Genomic DNA, 17552 nt, shown 5'->3' on the forward strand with positions numbered 1-17552 from the left:
CGACCGCCGGGTTCAGCGTGCGAGCGCGGCCAGGTCGGCGGCGAAGGCGTCCACCGCCTCGGCCGTCGTGTCCCACGCGCACATCAGCCGACAGCCGCCGCCGGCGATGAACTCATAGAACTTCCAGCCCTTGCCATGCAGCGCGTCGATGACCGGCCGCTGCAGCTGCACGAACAGGCCGTTGGCCTCGGGCGGATGCAGCACCTGCACGCCGGGCAGCCCGCGCACCTTCTGGTACAGGCGCTGCGCCATCGCATTCGCATGGCGGGCGTTGCGCAGCCAGACGCCGTCTTCCAGCAGGCCCACCCAGGGGGCGGAGATGAACCGCATCTTCGAGGCCAGCTGGCCGGCCTGCTTCACGCGGTAGGCGAAGTCGTCCGACAGCGCGCGGTCGAAGAACACCACCGCCTCACCCACAGGCAGGCCGTTCTTGGTGCCGCCGAAGCACAGCACGTCGACACCGGCGCGCCAGGTCACGTCGGCCGGGTGGCAGCCGAGCGCCGCCACCGCGTTGGCGAAGCGGGCACCGTCCATGTGCACCTTGAGCTGCCGGTGGCGCGCCACCTCGGTGATGGCGCGCACCTCGTCCACCGTATAGACCGTGCCCAGCTCGGTGGCCTGGGTCAGGCTCACCACCTTGGGCTTGGGATAGTGGATGTCGTCGCGCTTGACCACCAGCTGCTCGACAGCCGCCGGCGTCAGCTTGCCGAGCTTGGCCATGGGGCTGTCGGCTTCCGCCGTCAGCAGCTTGCTGCCGTTGGAGAAGAACTCCGGCCCACCGCATTCGTCGGTCTCGACATGGGCCACCGCGGTGCAGATCACCGAGTGGTAGCTCTGGCACATGGCAGCCAGCGCCAGCGAGTTGGCCGCCGTGCCGTTGAAGACGAAGTAGACGTCGCACTCGGTCTGGAACAGCTCGCGGATCATGTCCGTCGAGCGCTGCGTCCAGATGTCTTCGCCATAGCCCGGCTGGTGGCCCGAGTTGTTGGCCTCCAGGAACCAGTGGGTCGCCTCCGGGCACATGCCGGCATAGTTGTCGCTGGCGAAGTGCTCGCGCAGCGGGGGGGTGCTCTGGTTCATCGTGTCGGCCCTTGGTCTTGCGGTGTGCCTGTTGTCACTCGTAGTCGGCCACCGGCACGCAGCTGCAGAACAGGTTGCGGTCGCCGTAGACGTTGTCGACCCGGCCCACCGGCACCCAGTACTTCTGCTTGCGCAGGCTCGCCACCGGGTAGGCGGCTTCCTCGCGGCTGTAGGCGTGCGTCCAGTCGGCGGCCAGCAGCACCTCGGCGGTGTGCGGCGCGTTCTTCAGCGGGTTGTCGTCCTGGGGCCAGCGGCCCTGCTCGATGCGGGCGATTTCCTCGCGGATGGCGATCATCGCGTCGCAGTAGCGGTCCAGCTCGGCCAGCGACTCGCTTTCGGTCGGCTCCACCATCAGCGTGCCCGGCACCGGGAAGCTCAGCGTCGGCGCGTGGAAGCCGTAGTCGATCAGGCGCTTGGCCACGTCCTCGGCGGTCACGCCGGTGCTGTCCTTCAGCGGGCGCAGGTCCAGGATGCACTCGTGCGCCACGCCGCCGCCCTTCAGGTCGGCCCCGCCGTTGTAGAGGATGGGGAAGTGCGGCGCCAGCCGCGCGGCGATGTAGTTGGCGTTGAGGATGGCCGTCTCGGTCGCGGCGCGCAGGCCGTCCGCGCCCATCATGCGGACATACATCCACGAGATCGGCAGCACCGCCGCATTGCCCAGCGGCGCGGCGCTGACGGCGCCCACCTGGGACTCGCTGCCGATGCCGGCGGTGCGGTGGGCGGGCAGGTAGGGCACCAGGTCCTGCACCACGCAGACGGGGCCCACGCCCGGGCCGCCACCGCCGTGCGGGATGCAGAAGGTCTTGTGCAGGTTCAGGTGCGACACGTCGCCACCGAACTGGCCCGGCGCGGCCACGCCGACCAGCGCGTTCATGTTGGCGCCGTCCACATAGACCCGGCCGCCGTGGCGGTGCACCAGCTCGCACAGCTCCTTCACCTGCGTCTCGAACACGCCGTGGGTGGAGGGGTAGGTGATCATCACCGCGGCCAGCCGGCTGCTGTGCTGCTCGCACTTGGCGCGCAGGTCGTCGAGGTCGACGTTGCCGTCGCGGTCGCAGCGTGTCACCACCACCTGCATGCCCACCATCTGGGCGCTGGCCGGGTTGGTGCCGTGGGCCGACTCGGGAATCAGGCAGATGTCGCGATGGCCCTCGCCGCGTGCCTCGTGGTAGGCCTTGATGACCAGCAGGCCGGCGTACTCGCCCTGCGAGCCCGCATTGGGCTGCAGCGAGATGCCGGCGTAGCCGGTGGCCTGGCACAGCCACTGCTGCAGCTGCTGGTCGAGCAGCTCGTAGCCGGCCAGCTGGTCGCGCGGCGCGAAGGGGTGCACCTGGGCGAACTCGGGCCAGGTGATGGGGATCATCTCGCTGGTCGCATTGAGCTTCATCGTGCAGGAGCCCAGCGGGATCATCGTGCGGTCGAGCGCCAGGTCCTTGTCCGACAGCGAGCGCAGGTAGCGCAGCATCTCGGTCTCGGAATGGTGGGTGTTGAAGACCGGATGGGCGAGGTAGTCGCTGCGGCGCAGCAAGGCCGGCGGCAGCAACAGGGCCACGCCAGCCTCCACGTCGTCGAAGGACGGCAGGCTCTGGCCTTGCGCGGCCACTTCGGCGAACACCTGCCACAGGGCCAGCAGGTCGTCGCGGGTGGTGGTCTCGTCCAGCGTGATGCCGATGGCGTCGGGCGCCGCACGGCGCAGGTTCATGCCGCGGCCCACCGCGTCGACCAGCAGCGGATCGGTGCGCGAACCGGTCAGCACGGTGAGGGTGTCGAAGGCGGTCTCGTGCTTGAGCTGCCAGCCCAGCGACTGCAGGCCGCGCGCCAGCACGGCGGTGTAGCTCGCCACGCGCCGGGCGATGCGCTTGAGGCCGTGCGGGCCGTGGTAGACCGCATACATGCTGGCCACCACCGCCGGCAGCACCTGCGCCGTGCAGATGTTGGAGGTGGCCTTCTCGCGGCGGATGTGCTGCTCGCGCGTCTGCAGCGCCAGCCGGTAGGCGGTGTTGCCGTGCGCGTCGACACTCACCCCCACCAGGCGGCCGGGCAGCGAGCGCTTGAATTCGTCCTTGCAGGCCAGGTAGGCGGCGTGCGGGCCACCGTTGCCCATCGGCATGCCAAAGCGCTGGGTGGTGCCCAGCGCAATGTCGGCACCCAGCTCGCCCGGCGAGGCCAGCAGCGTCAGCGCCAGCAGGTCGGCCGCCACGATCGCCAGGCCGCCACGGGCATGCACTGCGTCGATGACGGGGCGCAGGTCGGCCACCTCGCCGCCCACACCGGGGTATTGCAGCAGCGCCGCGAAGCACTCGGCCTGGCCGGCCTGCGCGGCCGGGCCGGTGAGCACCTGCAGGCCCAGCGGGCGGGCGCGGGTGCGCACCACCTCCAGCGTCTGGGGCAGCACGTCGTCGGCGACGAAGAAGGCCTGGCTCTTGGACTTGCCGACCCGCGCGGCCAGCGTCATCGCCTCGGCGGCCGCGGTGGCTTCGTCGAGCATCGAGGCATTGGCGATGGCCATGCCGGTCAGGTCGCAGACCATGGTCTGGAAGTTGACCAGGGCTTCCATGCGGCCTTGCGAAATCTCGGCCTGGTAGGGCGTGTAGGCGGTGTACCAGGCCGGGTTCTCCAGCACGTTGCGCAGGATGACGCCCGGCGTGTGCGTGCCGTGGTAGCCCTGGCCAATGAAGCTCTTGAGCACCCGGTTGCGCCCCGCCAGCGCCTTCAGCTCGCGCAGGGCCTCGGCCTCGGAGGCGGGCGCCGGCAGGCTCATGGCCTGGCCACGGCGGATCGAGGCCGGCACGATGGCATCGATCAGCGCCTGCCGCGAGGCGGCGCCGATGACGGACAGCATCTGCGCCTCGTCCTCGGAGGCGATGCCGATATGGCGTTCGACAAAGTCGTCGTGGGCTTCGAGCGCGGAGAGAGGGGCGTGGGCGGGGGTCAGCATGGGGAGGTCTTTCGAGCGCCTGCCCCCGGGCGGGGCGCGGCGCGTCAGCAAGGTCCGCGGGGGACGATGGGGATCAGCTGTTCTTGACCAGCTCGTCGTAGGCGGTGGCGTCGAGCAGGGCGTCGAACTCGGTCTGGTCGGACAGCTTCATCTTGAAGAACCAGCCGGCGCCCAGCGGGTCGCTGTTGGCGAGGGAGGGGTCGGCGCGCAACGCCTCGTTGACCTCGACCACCGTGCCGCCGACCGGCGCATACAGGTCGGCCGCCGCCTTGACCGACTCCACCACGCCGGCCACTTCCTTCTGTGCGAGCGTCGCACCGACGGCGGGCAGGTCGACGAACACCACGTCGCCCAGTGCGTCCTGCGCATGGGTGGTGATGCCGACGGTGGCGATGTCGCCGTCGCCGGGCAGGTCGATCCATTCGTGATCGGACGTGTATTTCACGGTCATGTAGAACTCCAGGAAGATCTTGGAAGGAAAACGAAGATGTGCAGGAACCGGGCCCGGTGGCCCGTCCCGGCGATCAGCTTAGCCGCGGTGGTAGCGGTGGGGCGCGAAGGGCATCGCGCTGACGCGCATCGGCAGCTTCTTCTCGCGCACCACGGCATACACCTCGCCGCCCGGTGCCGCGTGGTTCACCGGCAGGTAGGCCATCGAGATGGGCTGGTTCACGGTCGGGCCGGTGGTGCCGCTGGTCACATGGCCCACCGCATGGCCGTGGCTGTCGACCAGCTTGGTCCCTTCGCGCACCGGGGCGCGCTCCAGGCCCACCAGGCCGACGCGCTTGTTGTGCGCGCCGTGGGCGAGCTGGTTCTCGATGACCTGGGCGCCCGGATAGCCGCCGGCGCGGGCGCCACCGGGGCGGCGCACCTTCTGGATGGCCCAGGTCAGGCCGGCTTCCACCGGCGTGGTGTGGCTGTTGATGTCGTGGCCATAGAGGCACAGGCCGGCTTCCAGGCGCAGCGTGTCGCGGGCACCCAGGCCGGCTGCCTCCACCTCGGGCTGCTCCAGCAGCGCGCGGGCCAGGGTTTCGGCCTGGGCGGCGGGCACCGAGATCTCGAAGCCGTCCTCGCCGGTGTAGCCCGAGCGGGTCACGAAGCAGGAGGCGCCGGCCAGCTCGAAGCTGCCGCCGGTCATGAAGGTGAGGCCGGCCACGTCGGCATTCAGTCGGGCCAGCGCGGTGGCGGCCTTGGGGCCCTGCAGCGCGAGCAGCGCCTGCTCGGGCAGCGGCTGGATGGTGCAGCGGTGGCCGATATGCGTGCGCAGGTGGGCGATGTCGGCGTCCTTGCAGGCCGCATTGACGATCAGCAGCAGGTCGCCGCTGCGGCGGGTGATCATCAGGTCGTCAAGGATGCCGCCGTTGGCATTGGTGAAGAAGGCGTAGCGCTGCTTGCCCACCGCCAGGTCGACCACGTCGACCGGCACCAGGGTCTCGAGGGCACGGGCGGCGTCGTCGCCGATCAGCCGCACCTGGCCCATGTGCGACACATCGAACAGCGCGGCCGACTCGCGGCACTGCTTGTGCTCGGCCATGATGCCGCGGTATTGCACCGGCATGTCATAGCCGGCGAAGGGCACCATGCGGGCGCCCAGTTCGAGGTGCAGGGCGTGGAGCGGGGTCGTGAGCAGCGGCGCGGTGGCGGACATCGGGATCTCCGGGGCAAATGACGGATCCACTGCGCATGCCGCAGTGGCCTTGCCCTCGCTGTCCGCTTTACCTGAGAGATTGGCCGCCGGCGCTGTTTCAACGCCGGCAACTTGCCCCTTCGGTGGACCCACTCGCCGCTGCCGCGAAGGCAGCCGGCCGAAGGCCTCTCTCCAGTGAGGATCGACCCGGTTTTCCGGGGCGTTCGCCAGTCCTTTTGCCTGAGCGTTCGAGCTTGCGGCTCTGCGCCTTCGGCGGCTTCTCGGGGAAGCTCTCTCCTGACTGCGGGCGAGTATACCGGGCGATCTGGGGTTGACCAACCCGGGAAGACGCTGGGTCGCGCCAGCCCGGCGGTGGGCGGCGCCGGCAGTGCTGCAAACGCCTTCAACCGAAAGGCAAAGGGGAGCGCGGTGCACTCCCCTTGCGATGCCCGCAGGTGGCGGGAGGGCGGCGGGTGCCGCCGTCGGGCATGCCACAGGCTCGCGGCCTGCGGCAGCCGGCTCTCACATGCCCGAGTAGTTCGGGCCGCCGCCGCCTTCGGGCGTCACCCAGACGATGTTCTGGGTCGGGTCCTTGATGTCGCAGGTCTTGCAGTGCACGCAGTTCTGCGCGTTGATCTGCAGGCGGTCGCCGCCGCTTTCGGTCTTGACGAACTCGTAGACGCCGGCCGGGCAGTAGCGGCTTTCCGGGCCGGCGTACTTCGCCAGGTTGACGTTCACCGGCACAGAGGGGTCCTTGAGCGTCAGGTGCGCCGGCTGGTCTTCCTCATGGTTGGTGTTGCTGACGAAGACCGAGCCCAGCCGGTCGAAGGTCAGCTTGCCGTCCGGTTTCGGATAGGTGATCTGCGGGCATTCGGCCGCCGGCTTCAGGTAGGTGTGGTCGGCCGCCTTGCGGTGCACCGTCCAGGGCGGCGCCTTGAAGCCCAGCTTGGGCAGCAGCCATTGCTCGATGCCCGTCATCAGCGTGCCGACGTACAGGCCTTTCTTGAACCACTGCTTGAAGTTGCGCGCCTTGTCGAGCTCCTCGAAGAGCCAGCTCTTCTCGAAGGCGGCGGGGTAGGCGCTCAGCTCGTCGTGCTGGCGGCCGGCGGCCAGCGCGTCAAAGGCGGCCTCGGCTGCCAGCATGCCGGTCTTGATGGCGGCATGGCTGCCCTTGATGCGGCTGGCGTTGAGGTAGCCGGCGTCGCAGCCGACCAGCGCGCCGCCGGGGAACACCGCCTTGGGCAGGCTCAGCAGGCCGCCCGCCGTGATGGCCCGCGCGCCGTAGCTGATGCGCTTGCCGCCTTCCAGGAAGCTGCGGATGGCCGGGTGCGTCTTCCAGCGCTGCATCTCCTCGAAGGGGCTCAGCCAGGGGTTGCTGTAGTCCAGGCCGGTGATGAAGCCGAGCGTGACCTTGTTGTCCTCCAGGTGGTAGAGGAAGCCGCCGCCGTAGGTGGATGCGTCCATCGGCCAGCCGGCGGTGTGCAGCACCAGCCCGGGCTTGTGCTTGGCGGGATCGATCTCCCACAGCTCCTTGATGCCGATGGCGTAGCTCTGGGGGTCCTTGCCGGCGTCGAGCTGGAACTTGCCGATCAGCTGCTTGCCGAGGTGGCCGCGCGCGCCTTCCGCGAAGATGGTGTACTTGCCGTGCAGCTCCATGCCGAGCTGGAAGGAGGGCAGCGGCTCGCCTTCCTTGCCGATGCCCTGGTTGCCGGTGGCGACGCCCTTGACCGAGCCGTTGTCGTTGTAGAGCACCTCGGCGGCGGTGAAGCCGGGGAAGATCTCGACGCCCAGGCCCTCGGCCTGCTGGGCCAGCCAGCGTGTCAGGTTGCCCAGGCTGATGACGTAGTTGCCGTCGTTGTGGAAGCACTCCGGCAGGATGGGGCTCTTGTGGCTGCCCTGCTCGGTCAGGAACAGCATCGCGTCCTCGGTGACCGGCTGGTTCAGCGGTGCGCCCAGTTCCTTCCAGTTGGGGAACAGCTCGTTCAGCGCCCGCGGGTCCATGATGGCGCCCGACAGGATGTGCGCGCCGGGCTCGGAGCCCTTCTCGAGCACGCACACCGAGACTTCCTGGCCTTTTTCCGCGGCCAGCTGCTTCAGCCGGATGGCGGTCGACAGGCCGGCAGGGCCGCCGCCCACGATCACCACGTCATATTCCATCGATTCGCGGGGACCGTACTGCTCCAGGATCTGCTGTGGGGTCATCGTCTCGTTCCTTCAGTCGTCGTTGTCGGGGTCGCTTCAGCGCGAGCGTTGGCGGGGATTCTATCGGTTGGTGGCAAAAAAACGAACGACCGTTCTATTTTTTCCCGGCGGCGGCGCCGGCTGTTGCACATGTGCTGCAGCGCAAGCTGTCGAGAGAGCGACATGCCGCGGGTGCTTACTCCCGCTATCCTTGCTGCATTGCGCGGTAGACCGGGCCTGCGGGCCGGGCGGCCGTGTCCTGCACATCCAGAGGTAGATATGGCATATAGCATTGATCTTTCCGGCCGTGTGGCGTTGATCACCGGCGCTTCCAGCGGCCTCGGCACCCAGTTCGCCAAGACGCTTGCCCAGGCGGGGGCCGCGGTGGTCTTGGCCGGACGGCGGGTCGAGCGGCTGAAGACCCTGCGCGCCGAGATCGAGGCGGCCGGCGGCGACGCCCACGTGGTCGGGCTCGACGTGACCGACCCGGCCAGCATCCGCTCGGCGGTTGCGCATGCCGAGACCGAAGTGGGCGGCATCGACATCCTGATCAACAACTCCGGCGTCAGCACCACCCAGAAGCTGACCGACGTGACGCCGGACGACTACGACTACATCTTCGACACCAACACCCGGGGCGCCTTCTTCGTGGCCCAGGAAGTGGGCAAGCGCATGCTGGCGCGTGCCACCGGCGCGGCGCCGGGCACCTTCACGGGCGGGCGCATCGTGAACATCGCGTCGATGGCCGGGCTGCGCGTGCTGGGACAGATCGGCGTCTACTGCATGAGCAAGGCGGCGGTGATCCACATGACTCGCGCAATGGCGCTTGAATGGGGCCGCCACGGCATCAACGTCAACGCGATCTGCCCCGGGTACGTCGACACCGAGATCAACCATCACCACTGGGAGACCGAGCAGGGCCAGAAGCTGATCCAGATGCTGCCGCGCAAGCGCCTGGGCCATCCGAAGGACCTGGATGCGCTGGTCGTGATGCTTTGCTCCAACGAAAGCCATTTCGTCAATGGCGCGGTGATTTCCGCGGACGACGGCTTCGGCGTCTGAGCGGGGCGGGGCGCCGGCCGCATCGGTGGCGGCGACCGGCCAGCAGGCACAAGCGTGAGCTTCTGCCCGCGCGGCGGCCCGCCGCTGGACCGGGCGGCGGGCTGACCGGCTATGCTGCCGGCCCATGAACACCCGGCAACCCGACCGCGCCTGGGTGCTGGAAGCCGTGCGCCGCATCGAGGCCGACTTCCAGCGCTCCAGCGACACCCACCTGATTCCGCTGGCCTTGCCCGGCTTCGCGGGTATCGACCTCTACTTCAAGGACGAGTCCAGCCACCCCACCGGCAGCCTGAAGCACCGGCTGGCCCGCTCGCTGTTCCTGTATGCGCTGTGCAACGGCTGGCTGCACGAGGGCAGCACGGTGGTCGAGTCCTCCAGTGGCTCGACCGCGGTGTCGGAGGCCTACTTCGCGCGGCTGCTCGGCCTGCCCTTCGTGGCGGTGATGCCGGCGACGACCTCCGCCGAGAAGATCGCCGCCATCGAATTCCAGGGCGGCCGCTGCCACCTGGTGGAGGACCCCACCACCATCTACAGCGAATCGCAGCGGCTGGCCAGCGAGCTGGGCGGCCACTACATGGACCAGTTCACCTATGCCGAGCGCGCCACCGACTGGCGGGCCAACAACAACATCGCCGAAGCCATCTTCGGGCAGATGCGGCTGGAGCGCCACCCCGAGCCGGCCTGGCTGGTGTGCAGCGCCGGGACCGGCGGCACGGTGGCCACGCTGGGCCGCTATGTGCGCTACTGCCGGCATGCCACGCGGGTCTGCGCGGCCGATGCCGAGCGCTCGGTGTTCTTCGACCACTACTGCAGCCGCGATCCGCAGCTGACGCTGGCGCAGGGCTCGCGCATCGAGGGCATCGGGCGGCCCCGCGTCGAGGCTTCCTTCCTGCCCGATGTGATCGATGCCATGGTGAAGGTGCCCGACCGCTGGTCGGTCGCCGCCATGCACGAGCTGTCGCGCCGGCTCGGCCGGCCGGTGGGCGGCTCCACCGGCACCAACCTGGTGGCGGCGCTGGCCTGCATGGAACGCATGCGCGCGCAGGGCGAGACCGGCTCGGTGGTGGCCATCCTGTGCGATTCCGGCCAGCGCTACGCCAACACCTACTACGACCCGGCGTGGCTGGAGCAAGCCGGCCTGAGCTGTGCCGCCGAGCAGCGGGCGATGTCGGCCTGGCTCGACGGCGGCGCGCCGCCCGCTGCCTTGGCCGCCGGCTGGCGCCTGGCCGGGGAACTCGGCGCTTGAGTGCGGGGACGGCCGGCGCCTTCAGCCGGCCAGCAGCCGCTGCACCAGCTCTGCGCTGGTCGAGGCCTTGAACTTGCGCATCAGGCGGGCGCGATAGATGTCCACCGTGCGGTGGCTGATGTCGAGCGTCTTGCCGATCTGCTTGCTGGTGCGTCCCTCGATCAGCAGGGCCGCCACCTCACGCTCGCGCCCGGTCAGCTCGGCCTTGACCGGACGACGCGAGGACAGGTCCTCGAACGACCAGATGCCGGCGGCATGCGGGGCGCCGCGTTGCATGGCGCGCCCGGTGACGTGGCACCAGAACAGGTCGCCGTCGGCGCGCTTCATGATGCGGTCGTCCGCATACCGGCCGCTGGCATTCAGGATCGGCGTGATGCGCTCGCCGGTGCGCTCGAACTCGTCCGGGCTCGGGTAAAGCACCAGGAAGGACTGGCCGTTGAGCACTTCCCGCGAGGTGCGGAACATTTCGGCCAGCGCCTGGTTGCAGTCGACGATGACGCGGTGGCGCGACAACACCAGGCCCACGGGGGCCAGTTCGAAGGCGGTGCGGTAGTCGAGGTCGGGGGTCATGCGCGGGGCGAGTGGGGTACGGCCCTTGCCGGCCATCGAGGAAGGGCTTCCCTTTAGGCGATTCTACGTATATCCATACGTAGTACGCTCTCCGGCGTTCCACCACTCGCGTTCTCTCGCAAAAGGAGACTTTCATGAACAAGGTGTATCCCAGCGCCGCCGAGGCGCTGCAGGGCATCGTGAAGGACGGCCAGCTGATGGCCGTTGGCGGTTTCGGCCTGTGCGGCATTCCCGAAGCCCTGATTGATGCGCTGCAGGCCTCCGGCGTGCAGGGGCTGACCGTGATCTCGAACAACGCCGGCGTGGACGGCTTCGGCCTTGGCAAGCTGCTGGCGACGCGGCAGATCCGCAAGATGATCTCGAGCTACGTCGGCGAAAACAAGGAGTTCGAGCGCCAGTACCTGTCGGGCGAGCTGGAGCTGGAGTTCACGCCGCAGGGCACGCTGGCCGAGAAGCTGCGCGCCGGCGGCGCCGGCATTCCGGCCTTCTTCACCCGCACCGGCGTCGGCACCATCGTGGCCGAAGGCAAGGAAGTGCGCGAGTTCGACGGCGTGCCCTATGTCATGGAGCGCTCGCTGCTGCCCGACGTCTCGCTGGTCAAGGCGCATGTCGCCGACCGCTCCGGCAACCTGGTGTTCCGCCGCACCGCGCGCAACTTCAATCCCAACGTGGCGATGGCCGGCAAGGTGACCGTCGTCGAGGTCGAGAAGATCGTCGAGACCGGCGAGTTGGACCCCGACCAGATCCACCTGCCCGGCATCTTCGTGCACCGCATCGTGCTCAACGCGACTCCCGAGAAGCGCATCGAGCAGCGCACCGTGCGCCCGACCCCCAACACCGCCGCCTGAGGAGAACCGCAATGGCTTGGAACCGTGACCAAATGGCCGCACGTGCCGCGCAGGAGCTGCAGGACGGCTTCTACGTCAACCTGGGCATCGGCCTGCCGACGCTGGTGGCCAACCATGTGCCGGCCGGCATGGAGGTGTGGCTGCAGAGCGAGAACGGCCTGCTCGGCATCGGCCCCTTCCCGACCGAGGAGCAGGTGGACGCCGACCTCATCAACGCCGGCAAGCAGACCGTGACCACGCTGCCCGGCTCGTCGATCTTCTCGTCGGCCGACTCCTTCGCGATGATCCGTGGCGGCAAGATCAACCTCGCCATCCTGGGTGCGATGCAGGTCAGCGAGAAGGGCGACCTGGCCAACTGGATGATCCCCGGCAAGATGGTCAAGGGCATGGGCGGCGCCATGGACCTGGTGGCCGGCGTGGGCCGCGTGGTCGTGCTGATGGAGCACGCCGCGAAGAACGGCGAGCACAAGCTGCTGAAGCAATGCACGCTGCCGTTGACCGGTGTTGGTGTGGTGAACCGGGTGATCTCGGAACTGGGCGTGCTCGACGTCACGCCGGAGGGCTTCCGCTGCGTCGAGCTGGCGCCGGGGGTCACTGTCGAGGAAATCCGTCAGAAGACAGGCGCGAACGTGGAGTTCTCGGCCCAGCTCGCCTGAACCGGGGTGGCGCCGGCGTCAGTCGGCGCCGGGCACCCATTGGCCGTCCACCAGCAGCTGGTGGGGGCGGAACTGCGACTTGTAGGCCATCTTGCGGCTTTCCTCGATCCAGTAGCCCAGGTAGACGTAAGGCAGCTTCAGCTGCCGCGTCTGCTCGATCTGCCACAGCACGTTGTAGGTGCCGTAGCTGGTGTGCGGCTCGGGCTCGTAGAAGGTGTAGACGGCTGACAAACCGTCGTTCAGCACGTCCAGGATGGACACCATCTTCAGCGCGCCCAGCGTGCCGGCCGGCGCCGGCTCGCGGAACTCCACCAGGCGCGAGTTGACCCGGCTCTGCAGCAGGAACTGGGTGTATTGATCGATGCTGTCGTGGTCCATGCCGCCGCCGCTGTGGCGGCCCGACTGGTAGCGCAGGTAGAGCTGGTAGTGCTCCGGCACGAAGCACAGCCGCAGCACGCGGGCCTGCAGGTGCGCGTGCGCCTTGGCGGCGCGCCGCTGGCTGCGGGTGGGCGTGAAGCCGCCGACCGGGATGCGCAGCGGCACGCAGGCGCGGCAGCCATCGCAGTAGGGCCGGTAGGTGAACATGCCGCTGCGCCGGAAACCCTTGGCCACCAGTTCAGAGTAGATCTCCGCCTGGATCAGGTGGCTGGGCGTGGCCACCTGCGAGCGTGCCAGGCGTCCCGGCAGGTAGCTGCAGGGGTAGGGCGCCGTTGCATAGAACTGCAAGGACGCGAGGGGGAGTTCCTTCGGGTGCGTCACGTGGGCAAGGCGGAGTTGCGGGGGGAGGCGGCCAGGCCGCCGGGCCGCAGCCGGTCATCCAGTGCTGCCCACACCGATGCATCATAGTGCCAGCTCACCGGCGGTTGCGCGACGACCCGGCGCACATGCGCGAGAAAGTCGCGCCGCGGGATTTCTCGTGCGCCCAGCGAGACGAGGTGGGCGGTGCGCTGCTGGCAGTCGATCATCTCGACACCGCGCTGGCGGCACAGCCCGACGAGGGCGGCCAGCGCGATCTTCGACGCATCGGTGCGGTGCGAGAACATCGATTCACCGAAGAACATGCGGCCCAGGCTCACGCCGTAGAGGCCGCCGGCCAACTGACCGTCGATCCAGGTCTCGATGCTGTGCACCTGGCCGGCGCGGTGCCAGGCCCGATAGGCCTCCAGCATCTCGGGCACGATCCAGGTGCCGTCTTGCCCTTCCCGCGGCGTGCTGGCGCAGGCGCAGATCACCTGGTCGAAGGCGGTGTCCACGCGGATCTCGCAGCCCGGGGCGTCCAGGAAGTGTTGCAGGGTCTTGCGCAGCGATCGGTGCAGGCGGAACTCCTCCACATGCAGCACGGTGCGCGGGTCGGGACTCCACCACAGCACTGGCTGGCCTTGGCTGTACCACGGGAACACGCCTTTTGCATAAGCCCCCCGCAGGCGCTGCACATTGACCTCTCCGCTGGCCGCCACCAGCCCGACCGGCATGTCGGGCACGGGCGGCACGGTTTCCGGATCAGGCACCGGAGTGAGGGGGGAGGGCAGCCAGGGAATCAACGGTTCGGGGGGCAGTGGGGCATGGAGTGCATTGTGCCGTCCCGCTTGTTTCCCTGTCACACGCAAAGGGCAGTGCGCGGCCGTGGGCCGGCCAGAGCCACCCGCGTACTTCCACCTAGTGACTTCGTTTCACCGCCAAACTAAATTTTGCGTCGACCAAATCTGAAATCGCTTTCAAATCGCGTGAATGGCTGATGCGGCTATAGGCCGCACCGTGGCTTGCCATTCCGCTGCTTCCACGGCATCAACTGCGCGACGTTGTGAAAGCGCTTTCATATTTTGTCGTCGGGCGCCGATGGCCGCCCGGTGAGGCAGAGCTTTCGGGGAGCGCCCTGAAAACATCGGCCGGCCGACAGCCGTGCCTACCACCACAACGAGGAGTACACATGTTCAAGCACCACTTCCGGCTCAGCGCGATGGCGCTGGCGCTTCTGGGCGCCATGGGCGCGTCCGCCGCGGACCTGGAGTTTTCGGGCTACTCGCGGGCCGGCGTCGGCGTCAATGCCGAAGGCGGCAAGCAGGTCTGCTACAAGCTGGCAGGGGCGGACACCAAGTGGCGGCTCGGCAACGAGTGTGACTATGTCATCGAGCCGAGCTTCGTCACCACCGTGGCCAAGAGCGAGGAATACGGCACCTGGAAAGCCCATTTCATGCCCTCGGCCTACCGTGCCTGGGGCACGACCGAAAAAGGCACCGACAGCGACGAGTTGCTCACCCGCTTCGGCCAGGTCTACTTCTACGGCGACCTGGCGCAGCTCAACGGCGGGCGGGTGTGGGCGGGCCGGCGCTTCTATGACCGCGTCCAGCTGGGCATCAACGACCACTTCCTGGAGAGCCACGACAGCGATGGCGCCGGCATCGAGGACATCAACCTCGGCTTCGGCAAGTTCAGCTATGCCTTCCTGACCGACCCCCGTGCCGGTGCTGGCGCGCCGGAGTACGCCAACTCCGCCGACTACCAGCATGCGCTGCGCCTGACCGGGCTGAAGACACTGCCCAACAGCGAGTTGTCCATCTATGCCGGATTTGCAGGCCGCTCGCGCAGCGACGTGCAGACGAGCGGCGCCCCGGTCAAGACGGAGGACAAGAAGAACGGCCAGCGGCTGGGCCTCTACCACGTGACCAAAGGCACGCTGGGCGGTGCCACCTTTGTCGGCCTGAAGTACGACCGTCACTACTCTGCCGTGCAGTTCAACGATCAGGACTACGACATCACCGGCCAATGGCGCGCGGTGGTGCAGCAGCAGGGGCAGCTGACGTCGATGCGGACCGGCTGGGACTTCATCGCCGAGTACCGCACTCGCCGCATCAGCGAGCACGGCCGGGAGAAGTGGTACTCGATCGGGGGGCGCACCGACACGCAGATTGCCGGCCCCTTCCGCTTCCTGGCGGAGCTGGGTCACGACCAGGTTCGGCCCGACAGCGGCGACACCCAGCGGCTGACCAAGCTGACGCTGGCGCTCGCAGCGTCTGCCGGGCCCACCAACAACTCGCGACCCACGGTGCGTATGTTCGTCACCCATGCTCGCTGGAACGAGGCGGCCCGTGACCAACTGGGCGACAACGTGGCGCGCGTGTTCGGCGACAAGAAGAGCGGCACTTCCTTCGGCCTGCAAGGCGAAGCCTGGTGGTGAGCGGCTGCTGAAGCTCCATCCGGTTCACTCACTCTCACGTTCAGGCCGGCGGCAAGCCGGCTTTTTTTCGCCCCGGTGCCGTGAAATGGGCAAAAAAAGGCAGCCCGGAGGCTGCCGAGAGGAGGTGCCGTTCAGAGCAGGACGTCGAGGTTCCCCAACCGCTGGATCCGGCGCTGATGCGGCTTCCGTGGCGGGCGGATCAGTGCAGAGGCACCGCCTGCCCGTCCTTGTCGAACACGATGCTGCGCCCGGGCTCGGGCGACAGGCCGACCGGCATGCCGGCCTGCAGGCCGTGCACCGAGCCGGGCAGCTTGACCGCCAGGTCCGGGCCCAGCCCCTCGATGCGCACATAGGCGATGGTGGCGTCGCCCAGGTGCTCCACCAGTTCCAGCCGTGCAGCCAATCCCTGGCCCGCTGGCGCCAGCGTCACATGTTCCGGGCGCACGCCGAGCGTCAATTCACCTTCGAGCGCGGCCTGCGGGATCGAGCCGGCGGCGGGCAGGACCAGTTGCCCGGCTCCCGCCACCCGCAATCGCAGCTGGCCCGGCTCGGTCGCCACCAGCCGGCAGGGCAGGAAGTTCATCTTCGGCGAGCCGAGGAAGCCCGCCACGAAAAGGTTGGCTGGCCGTTCGTAAAGGTCGAGCGGGCTGCCGACCTGCTCGATGCGGCCGCCGTTGAAGACGACGATGCGCTCGCCCAGCGTCATGGCTTCCACCTGGTCGTGGGTCACGTAGATCATCGTCGAGCCGAGTTCCTGGTGCAGGCGCGACAGCTCGACCCGCATCTGCACGCGAAGGCTGGCGTCGAGGTTGGACAGCGGCTCGTCGAACAGGAACACCTTGGGCTTGCGCACGATCGCCCGGCCGATGGCCACCCGTTGGCGCTGCCCGCCAGACAGCGCCTTCGGCTTGCGGTCCAGCAGGTGGGTGATCTGCAGGATCTCGGCCGCCTTGTCGACGGCGCCCTTGATCTGCTGCCGCGACTGTCCGGCCATCTTGAGCGCAAAGCCCATGTTCTCGGCCACCGTCATGTGCGGGTAGAGGGCATAGCTCTGGAAAACCATGGCCGCACCCCGGGCGGCGGGTGGCACGTCATTGGCCAGCTCGTCGCCGAGGTAGAGCTCGCCGTCGGTGATGTCCTCCAGCCCGGCGATCATCCGCAGCAGAGTCGATTTGCCGCAACCCGACGGTCCGACGAATACGATGAATTCGCCGTCGCGGATGTCGAGGTCCACGTGCTGCATCACGATCGGTCCGTCTGCGTATTGCTTCTTGATGCCGCGTAGCTTCAGTCCGGCCATATTGGGTCTCCTCGGAAAGGTGTAGTAGATATCAGCCTTTGACGGCACCGGCGGTGAGGCCTTCGATCAGACGGCGCGAGTAGATCACGAAGATCACCAGCAGCGGAACGGTGGTGATGGCCGAGCCGACGCTGATGGCCGCCAGCGTGCCGCCGGTGGAGCCTTGCAGCGAACGCAGCACGAGCGGCGCGGTGAACATTGCCTGGTCGCGCATCACGAGCAAGGCGCCGAAGAAGTTGTTGTATGAACTGATGAAGGTGACGAGGCCCAGGGTGCCGACGGCGGGGCCGATCAACGGCATTACCACGCGCCAGTAGATGCCGAACTCGGTACAGCCATCCATGCGAGCGGCCTCGATGATGTCCTTCGGCACGCCGGAGGCGATGTACTGGCGCATCATGAACACGCCCACCGCACTGCAGGCGCCAGGAATGATCAGCGCCTTGCTGGAGTTCATCCAGCCGAGCTCGGTCATCAGCAGCACCGTCGGAACCACGCCGAGGAAGGTTGGCAGCAGCAGCGTCGCCATGACGAAGCCGAACAAGGCGTCCTTGAAGCGGAACTCGTACATGGCAAAGGCGTAGCCGGCCAGCGAGCAGAAGAACAGGTTCAGCGCGGTGGTGGCCAGCGCGATCCACAGCGACAGGCCCATGCTGTGCCAGAAATGCGGGCGCCGCTCGACCAGGTCAGCGACATTGGCCAGGAAATGGTCGCCGAACCACAGGGGCGGCGGCAGCGACAGGATGTCGCTGGTGGAGTGCGTCGCGAAGACGAACATGAAGTAGAAGGGCATGAGCATGACCAGCGCGCCGGTCAGGACCACGCCGTGGGCGGCGGCCAGGCGGAAGTTCGAAGCGTTCATCGCAGGG

Annotated in this window: 15 protein-coding genes and 2 riboswitches; of the genes, 5 read left to right on the forward strand and 10 right to left on the reverse strand. The window is 68.2% G+C overall.

Annotation, left to right across the window (positions count from 1 at the left end; genetic code table 11):
• Positions 1 to 12 precede the first annotated feature (12 nt).
• From N7L95_RS23450 to N7L95_RS23470, 5 genes are all read right to left on the reverse strand, one after another.
• Positions 13 to 1080, reverse strand: a complete 1068-nt coding sequence (locus N7L95_RS23450; protein WP_301257659.1) for a threonine aldolase family protein — start codon at positions 1078 to 1080, stop codon at positions 13 to 15.
• 34 nt (positions 1081 to 1114) lie between these two features.
• Entirely contained in the window at positions 1115 to 4018 is a 2904-nt protein-coding gene (gene gcvP / locus N7L95_RS23455; protein WP_301257660.1) for an aminomethyl-transferring glycine dehydrogenase, read from the reverse strand.
• 73 nt (positions 4019 to 4091) lie between these two features.
• On the reverse strand, positions 4092 to 4469 hold the full coding sequence (gcvH, locus tag N7L95_RS23460; RefSeq protein WP_301257661.1) for a glycine cleavage system protein GcvH: 378 nt from the start codon (positions 4467 to 4469) through the stop codon (positions 4092 to 4094).
• A gap of 78 nt (positions 4470 to 4547) precedes the next feature.
• Complete coding sequence (gene gcvT / locus N7L95_RS23465) at positions 4548 to 5666, reverse strand: glycine cleavage system aminomethyltransferase GcvT (RefSeq protein WP_301257662.1); 1119 nt, start codon at positions 5664 to 5666, stop codon at positions 4548 to 4550.
• 48 nt (positions 5667 to 5714) lie between these two features.
• A riboswitch (glycine riboswitch) is annotated at positions 5715 to 5851 on the reverse strand.
• Between the two features lie 12 nt (positions 5852 to 5863).
• Positions 5864 to 5955, reverse strand: a riboswitch (glycine riboswitch).
• Between the two features lie 212 nt (positions 5956 to 6167).
• Complete coding sequence (locus N7L95_RS23470; protein ID WP_301257663.1) at positions 6168 to 7847, reverse strand: electron transfer flavoprotein-ubiquinone oxidoreductase; 1680 nt, start codon at positions 7845 to 7847, stop codon at positions 6168 to 6170.
• A 258-nt stretch (positions 7848 to 8105) separates the two neighbouring features.
• Between N7L95_RS23470 and N7L95_RS23475 the strand changes: the two genes are divergently transcribed.
• Positions 8106 to 8888 (forward strand): SDR family oxidoreductase, encoded by a 783-nt coding sequence (locus N7L95_RS23475; RefSeq protein ID WP_301257664.1) that lies wholly within the window; start codon positions 8106 to 8108, stop codon positions 8886 to 8888.
• Between the two features lie 124 nt (positions 8889 to 9012).
• Complete coding sequence (locus N7L95_RS23480) at positions 9013 to 10134, forward strand: PLP-dependent cysteine synthase family protein (RefSeq protein WP_301257665.1); 1122 nt, start codon at positions 9013 to 9015, stop codon at positions 10132 to 10134.
• Positions 10135 to 10155: 21 nt separating this feature from the next.
• On the opposite strand, the gene N7L95_RS23485 is transcribed toward N7L95_RS23480, so the two are convergent.
• Entirely contained in the window at positions 10156 to 10704 is a 549-nt protein-coding gene (locus N7L95_RS23485; RefSeq protein ID WP_301257666.1) for a LuxR C-terminal-related transcriptional regulator, read from the reverse strand.
• A gap of 134 nt (positions 10705 to 10838) precedes the next feature.
• Here N7L95_RS23485 and N7L95_RS23490 point away from each other — a divergent pair, with 134 nt between their 5' ends.
• Positions 10839 to 11552: a CoA transferase subunit A gene (locus N7L95_RS23490; RefSeq protein ID WP_301257667.1), complete on the forward strand. Its 714-nt coding sequence runs from the start codon at positions 10839 to 10841 to the stop codon at positions 11550 to 11552.
• 11 nt (positions 11553 to 11563) lie between these two features.
• Positions 11564 to 12208 (forward strand): CoA transferase subunit B, encoded by a 645-nt coding sequence (locus N7L95_RS23495; protein WP_301257668.1) that lies wholly within the window; start codon positions 11564 to 11566, stop codon positions 12206 to 12208.
• An 18-nt stretch (positions 12209 to 12226) separates the two neighbouring features.
• On the opposite strand, the gene N7L95_RS23500 is transcribed toward N7L95_RS23495, so the two are convergent.
• Both N7L95_RS23500 and aat read right to left on the reverse strand, forming a co-directional pair.
• On the reverse strand, positions 12227 to 12967 hold the full coding sequence (locus tag N7L95_RS23500) for an arginyltransferase (RefSeq protein WP_301257669.1): 741 nt from the start codon (positions 12965 to 12967) through the stop codon (positions 12227 to 12229).
• Positions 12964 to 13749: a leucyl/phenylalanyl-tRNA--protein transferase gene (gene aat, locus N7L95_RS23505; protein ID WP_435870040.1), complete on the reverse strand. Its 786-nt coding sequence runs from the start codon at positions 13747 to 13749 to the stop codon at positions 12964 to 12966. The genes N7L95_RS23500 and aat overlap by 4 nt, the downstream gene beginning before the upstream one ends.
• A gap of 386 nt (positions 13750 to 14135) precedes the next feature.
• Between aat and N7L95_RS23510 the strand changes: the two genes are divergently transcribed.
• Positions 14136 to 15383: a carbohydrate porin gene (locus N7L95_RS23510; RefSeq protein WP_301257670.1), complete on the forward strand. Its 1248-nt coding sequence runs from the start codon at positions 14136 to 14138 to the stop codon at positions 15381 to 15383.
• A 199-nt stretch (positions 15384 to 15582) separates the two neighbouring features.
• On the opposite strand, the gene N7L95_RS23515 is transcribed toward N7L95_RS23510, so the two are convergent.
• Both N7L95_RS23515 and N7L95_RS23520 read right to left on the reverse strand, forming a co-directional pair.
• On the reverse strand, positions 15583 to 16683 hold the full coding sequence (locus N7L95_RS23515) for an ABC transporter ATP-binding protein (RefSeq protein ID WP_301257671.1): 1101 nt from the start codon (positions 16681 to 16683) through the stop codon (positions 15583 to 15585).
• A 31-nt stretch (positions 16684 to 16714) separates the two neighbouring features.
• Positions 16715 to 17545, reverse strand: coding sequence for a carbohydrate ABC transporter permease (locus N7L95_RS23520; RefSeq protein ID WP_301257672.1), 831 nt, complete (start codon positions 17543 to 17545; stop codon positions 16715 to 16717).
• Between the last annotated feature and the right edge of the window lie 7 nt (positions 17546 to 17552).

This window comes from Eleftheria terrae, from assembly GCF_030419005.1.
Classification (GTDB): Bacteria; Pseudomonadota; Gammaproteobacteria; order Burkholderiales; family Burkholderiaceae_C; genus Caldimonas; species Caldimonas terrae.

Coding starts and splice junctions, on each gene's coding strand:
- N7L95_RS23450 (WP_301257659.1), bottom strand. CDS start 1,080: ATGAACCAGAGCACCCCCCCGCTGCGCGAGCACTTCGCCAGCGACAAC.
- gcvP (WP_301257660.1), bottom strand. CDS start 4,018: ATGCTGACCCCCGCCCACGCCCCTCTCTCCGCGCTCGAAGCCCACGAC.
- gcvH (WP_301257661.1), bottom strand. CDS start 4,469: ATGACCGTGAAATACACGTCCGATCACGAATGGATCGACCTGCCCGGC.
- gcvT (WP_301257662.1), bottom strand. CDS start 5,666: ATGTCCGCCACCGCGCCGCTGCTCACGACCCCGCTCCACGCCCTGCAC.
- N7L95_RS23470 (WP_301257663.1), bottom strand. CDS start 7,847: ATGACCCCACAGCAGATCCTGGAGCAGTACGGTCCCCGCGAATCGATG.
- N7L95_RS23475 (WP_301257664.1), top strand. CDS start 8,106: ATGGCATATAGCATTGATCTTTCCGGCCGTGTGGCGTTGATCACCGGC.
- N7L95_RS23480 (WP_301257665.1), top strand. CDS start 9,013: ATGAACACCCGGCAACCCGACCGCGCCTGGGTGCTGGAAGCCGTGCGC.
- N7L95_RS23485 (WP_301257666.1), bottom strand. CDS start 10,704: ATGACCCCCGACCTCGACTACCGCACCGCCTTCGAACTGGCCCCCGTG.
- N7L95_RS23490 (WP_301257667.1), top strand. CDS start 10,839: ATGAACAAGGTGTATCCCAGCGCCGCCGAGGCGCTGCAGGGCATCGTG.
- N7L95_RS23495 (WP_301257668.1), top strand. CDS start 11,564: ATGGCTTGGAACCGTGACCAAATGGCCGCACGTGCCGCGCAGGAGCTG.
- N7L95_RS23510 (WP_301257670.1), top strand. CDS start 14,136: ATGTTCAAGCACCACTTCCGGCTCAGCGCGATGGCGCTGGCGCTTCTG.
- N7L95_RS23515 (WP_301257671.1), bottom strand. CDS start 16,683: ATGGCCGGACTGAAGCTACGCGGCATCAAGAAGCAATACGCAGACGGA.
- N7L95_RS23520 (WP_301257672.1), bottom strand. CDS start 17,545: ATGAACGCTTCGAACTTCCGCCTGGCCGCCGCCCACGGCGTGGTCCTG.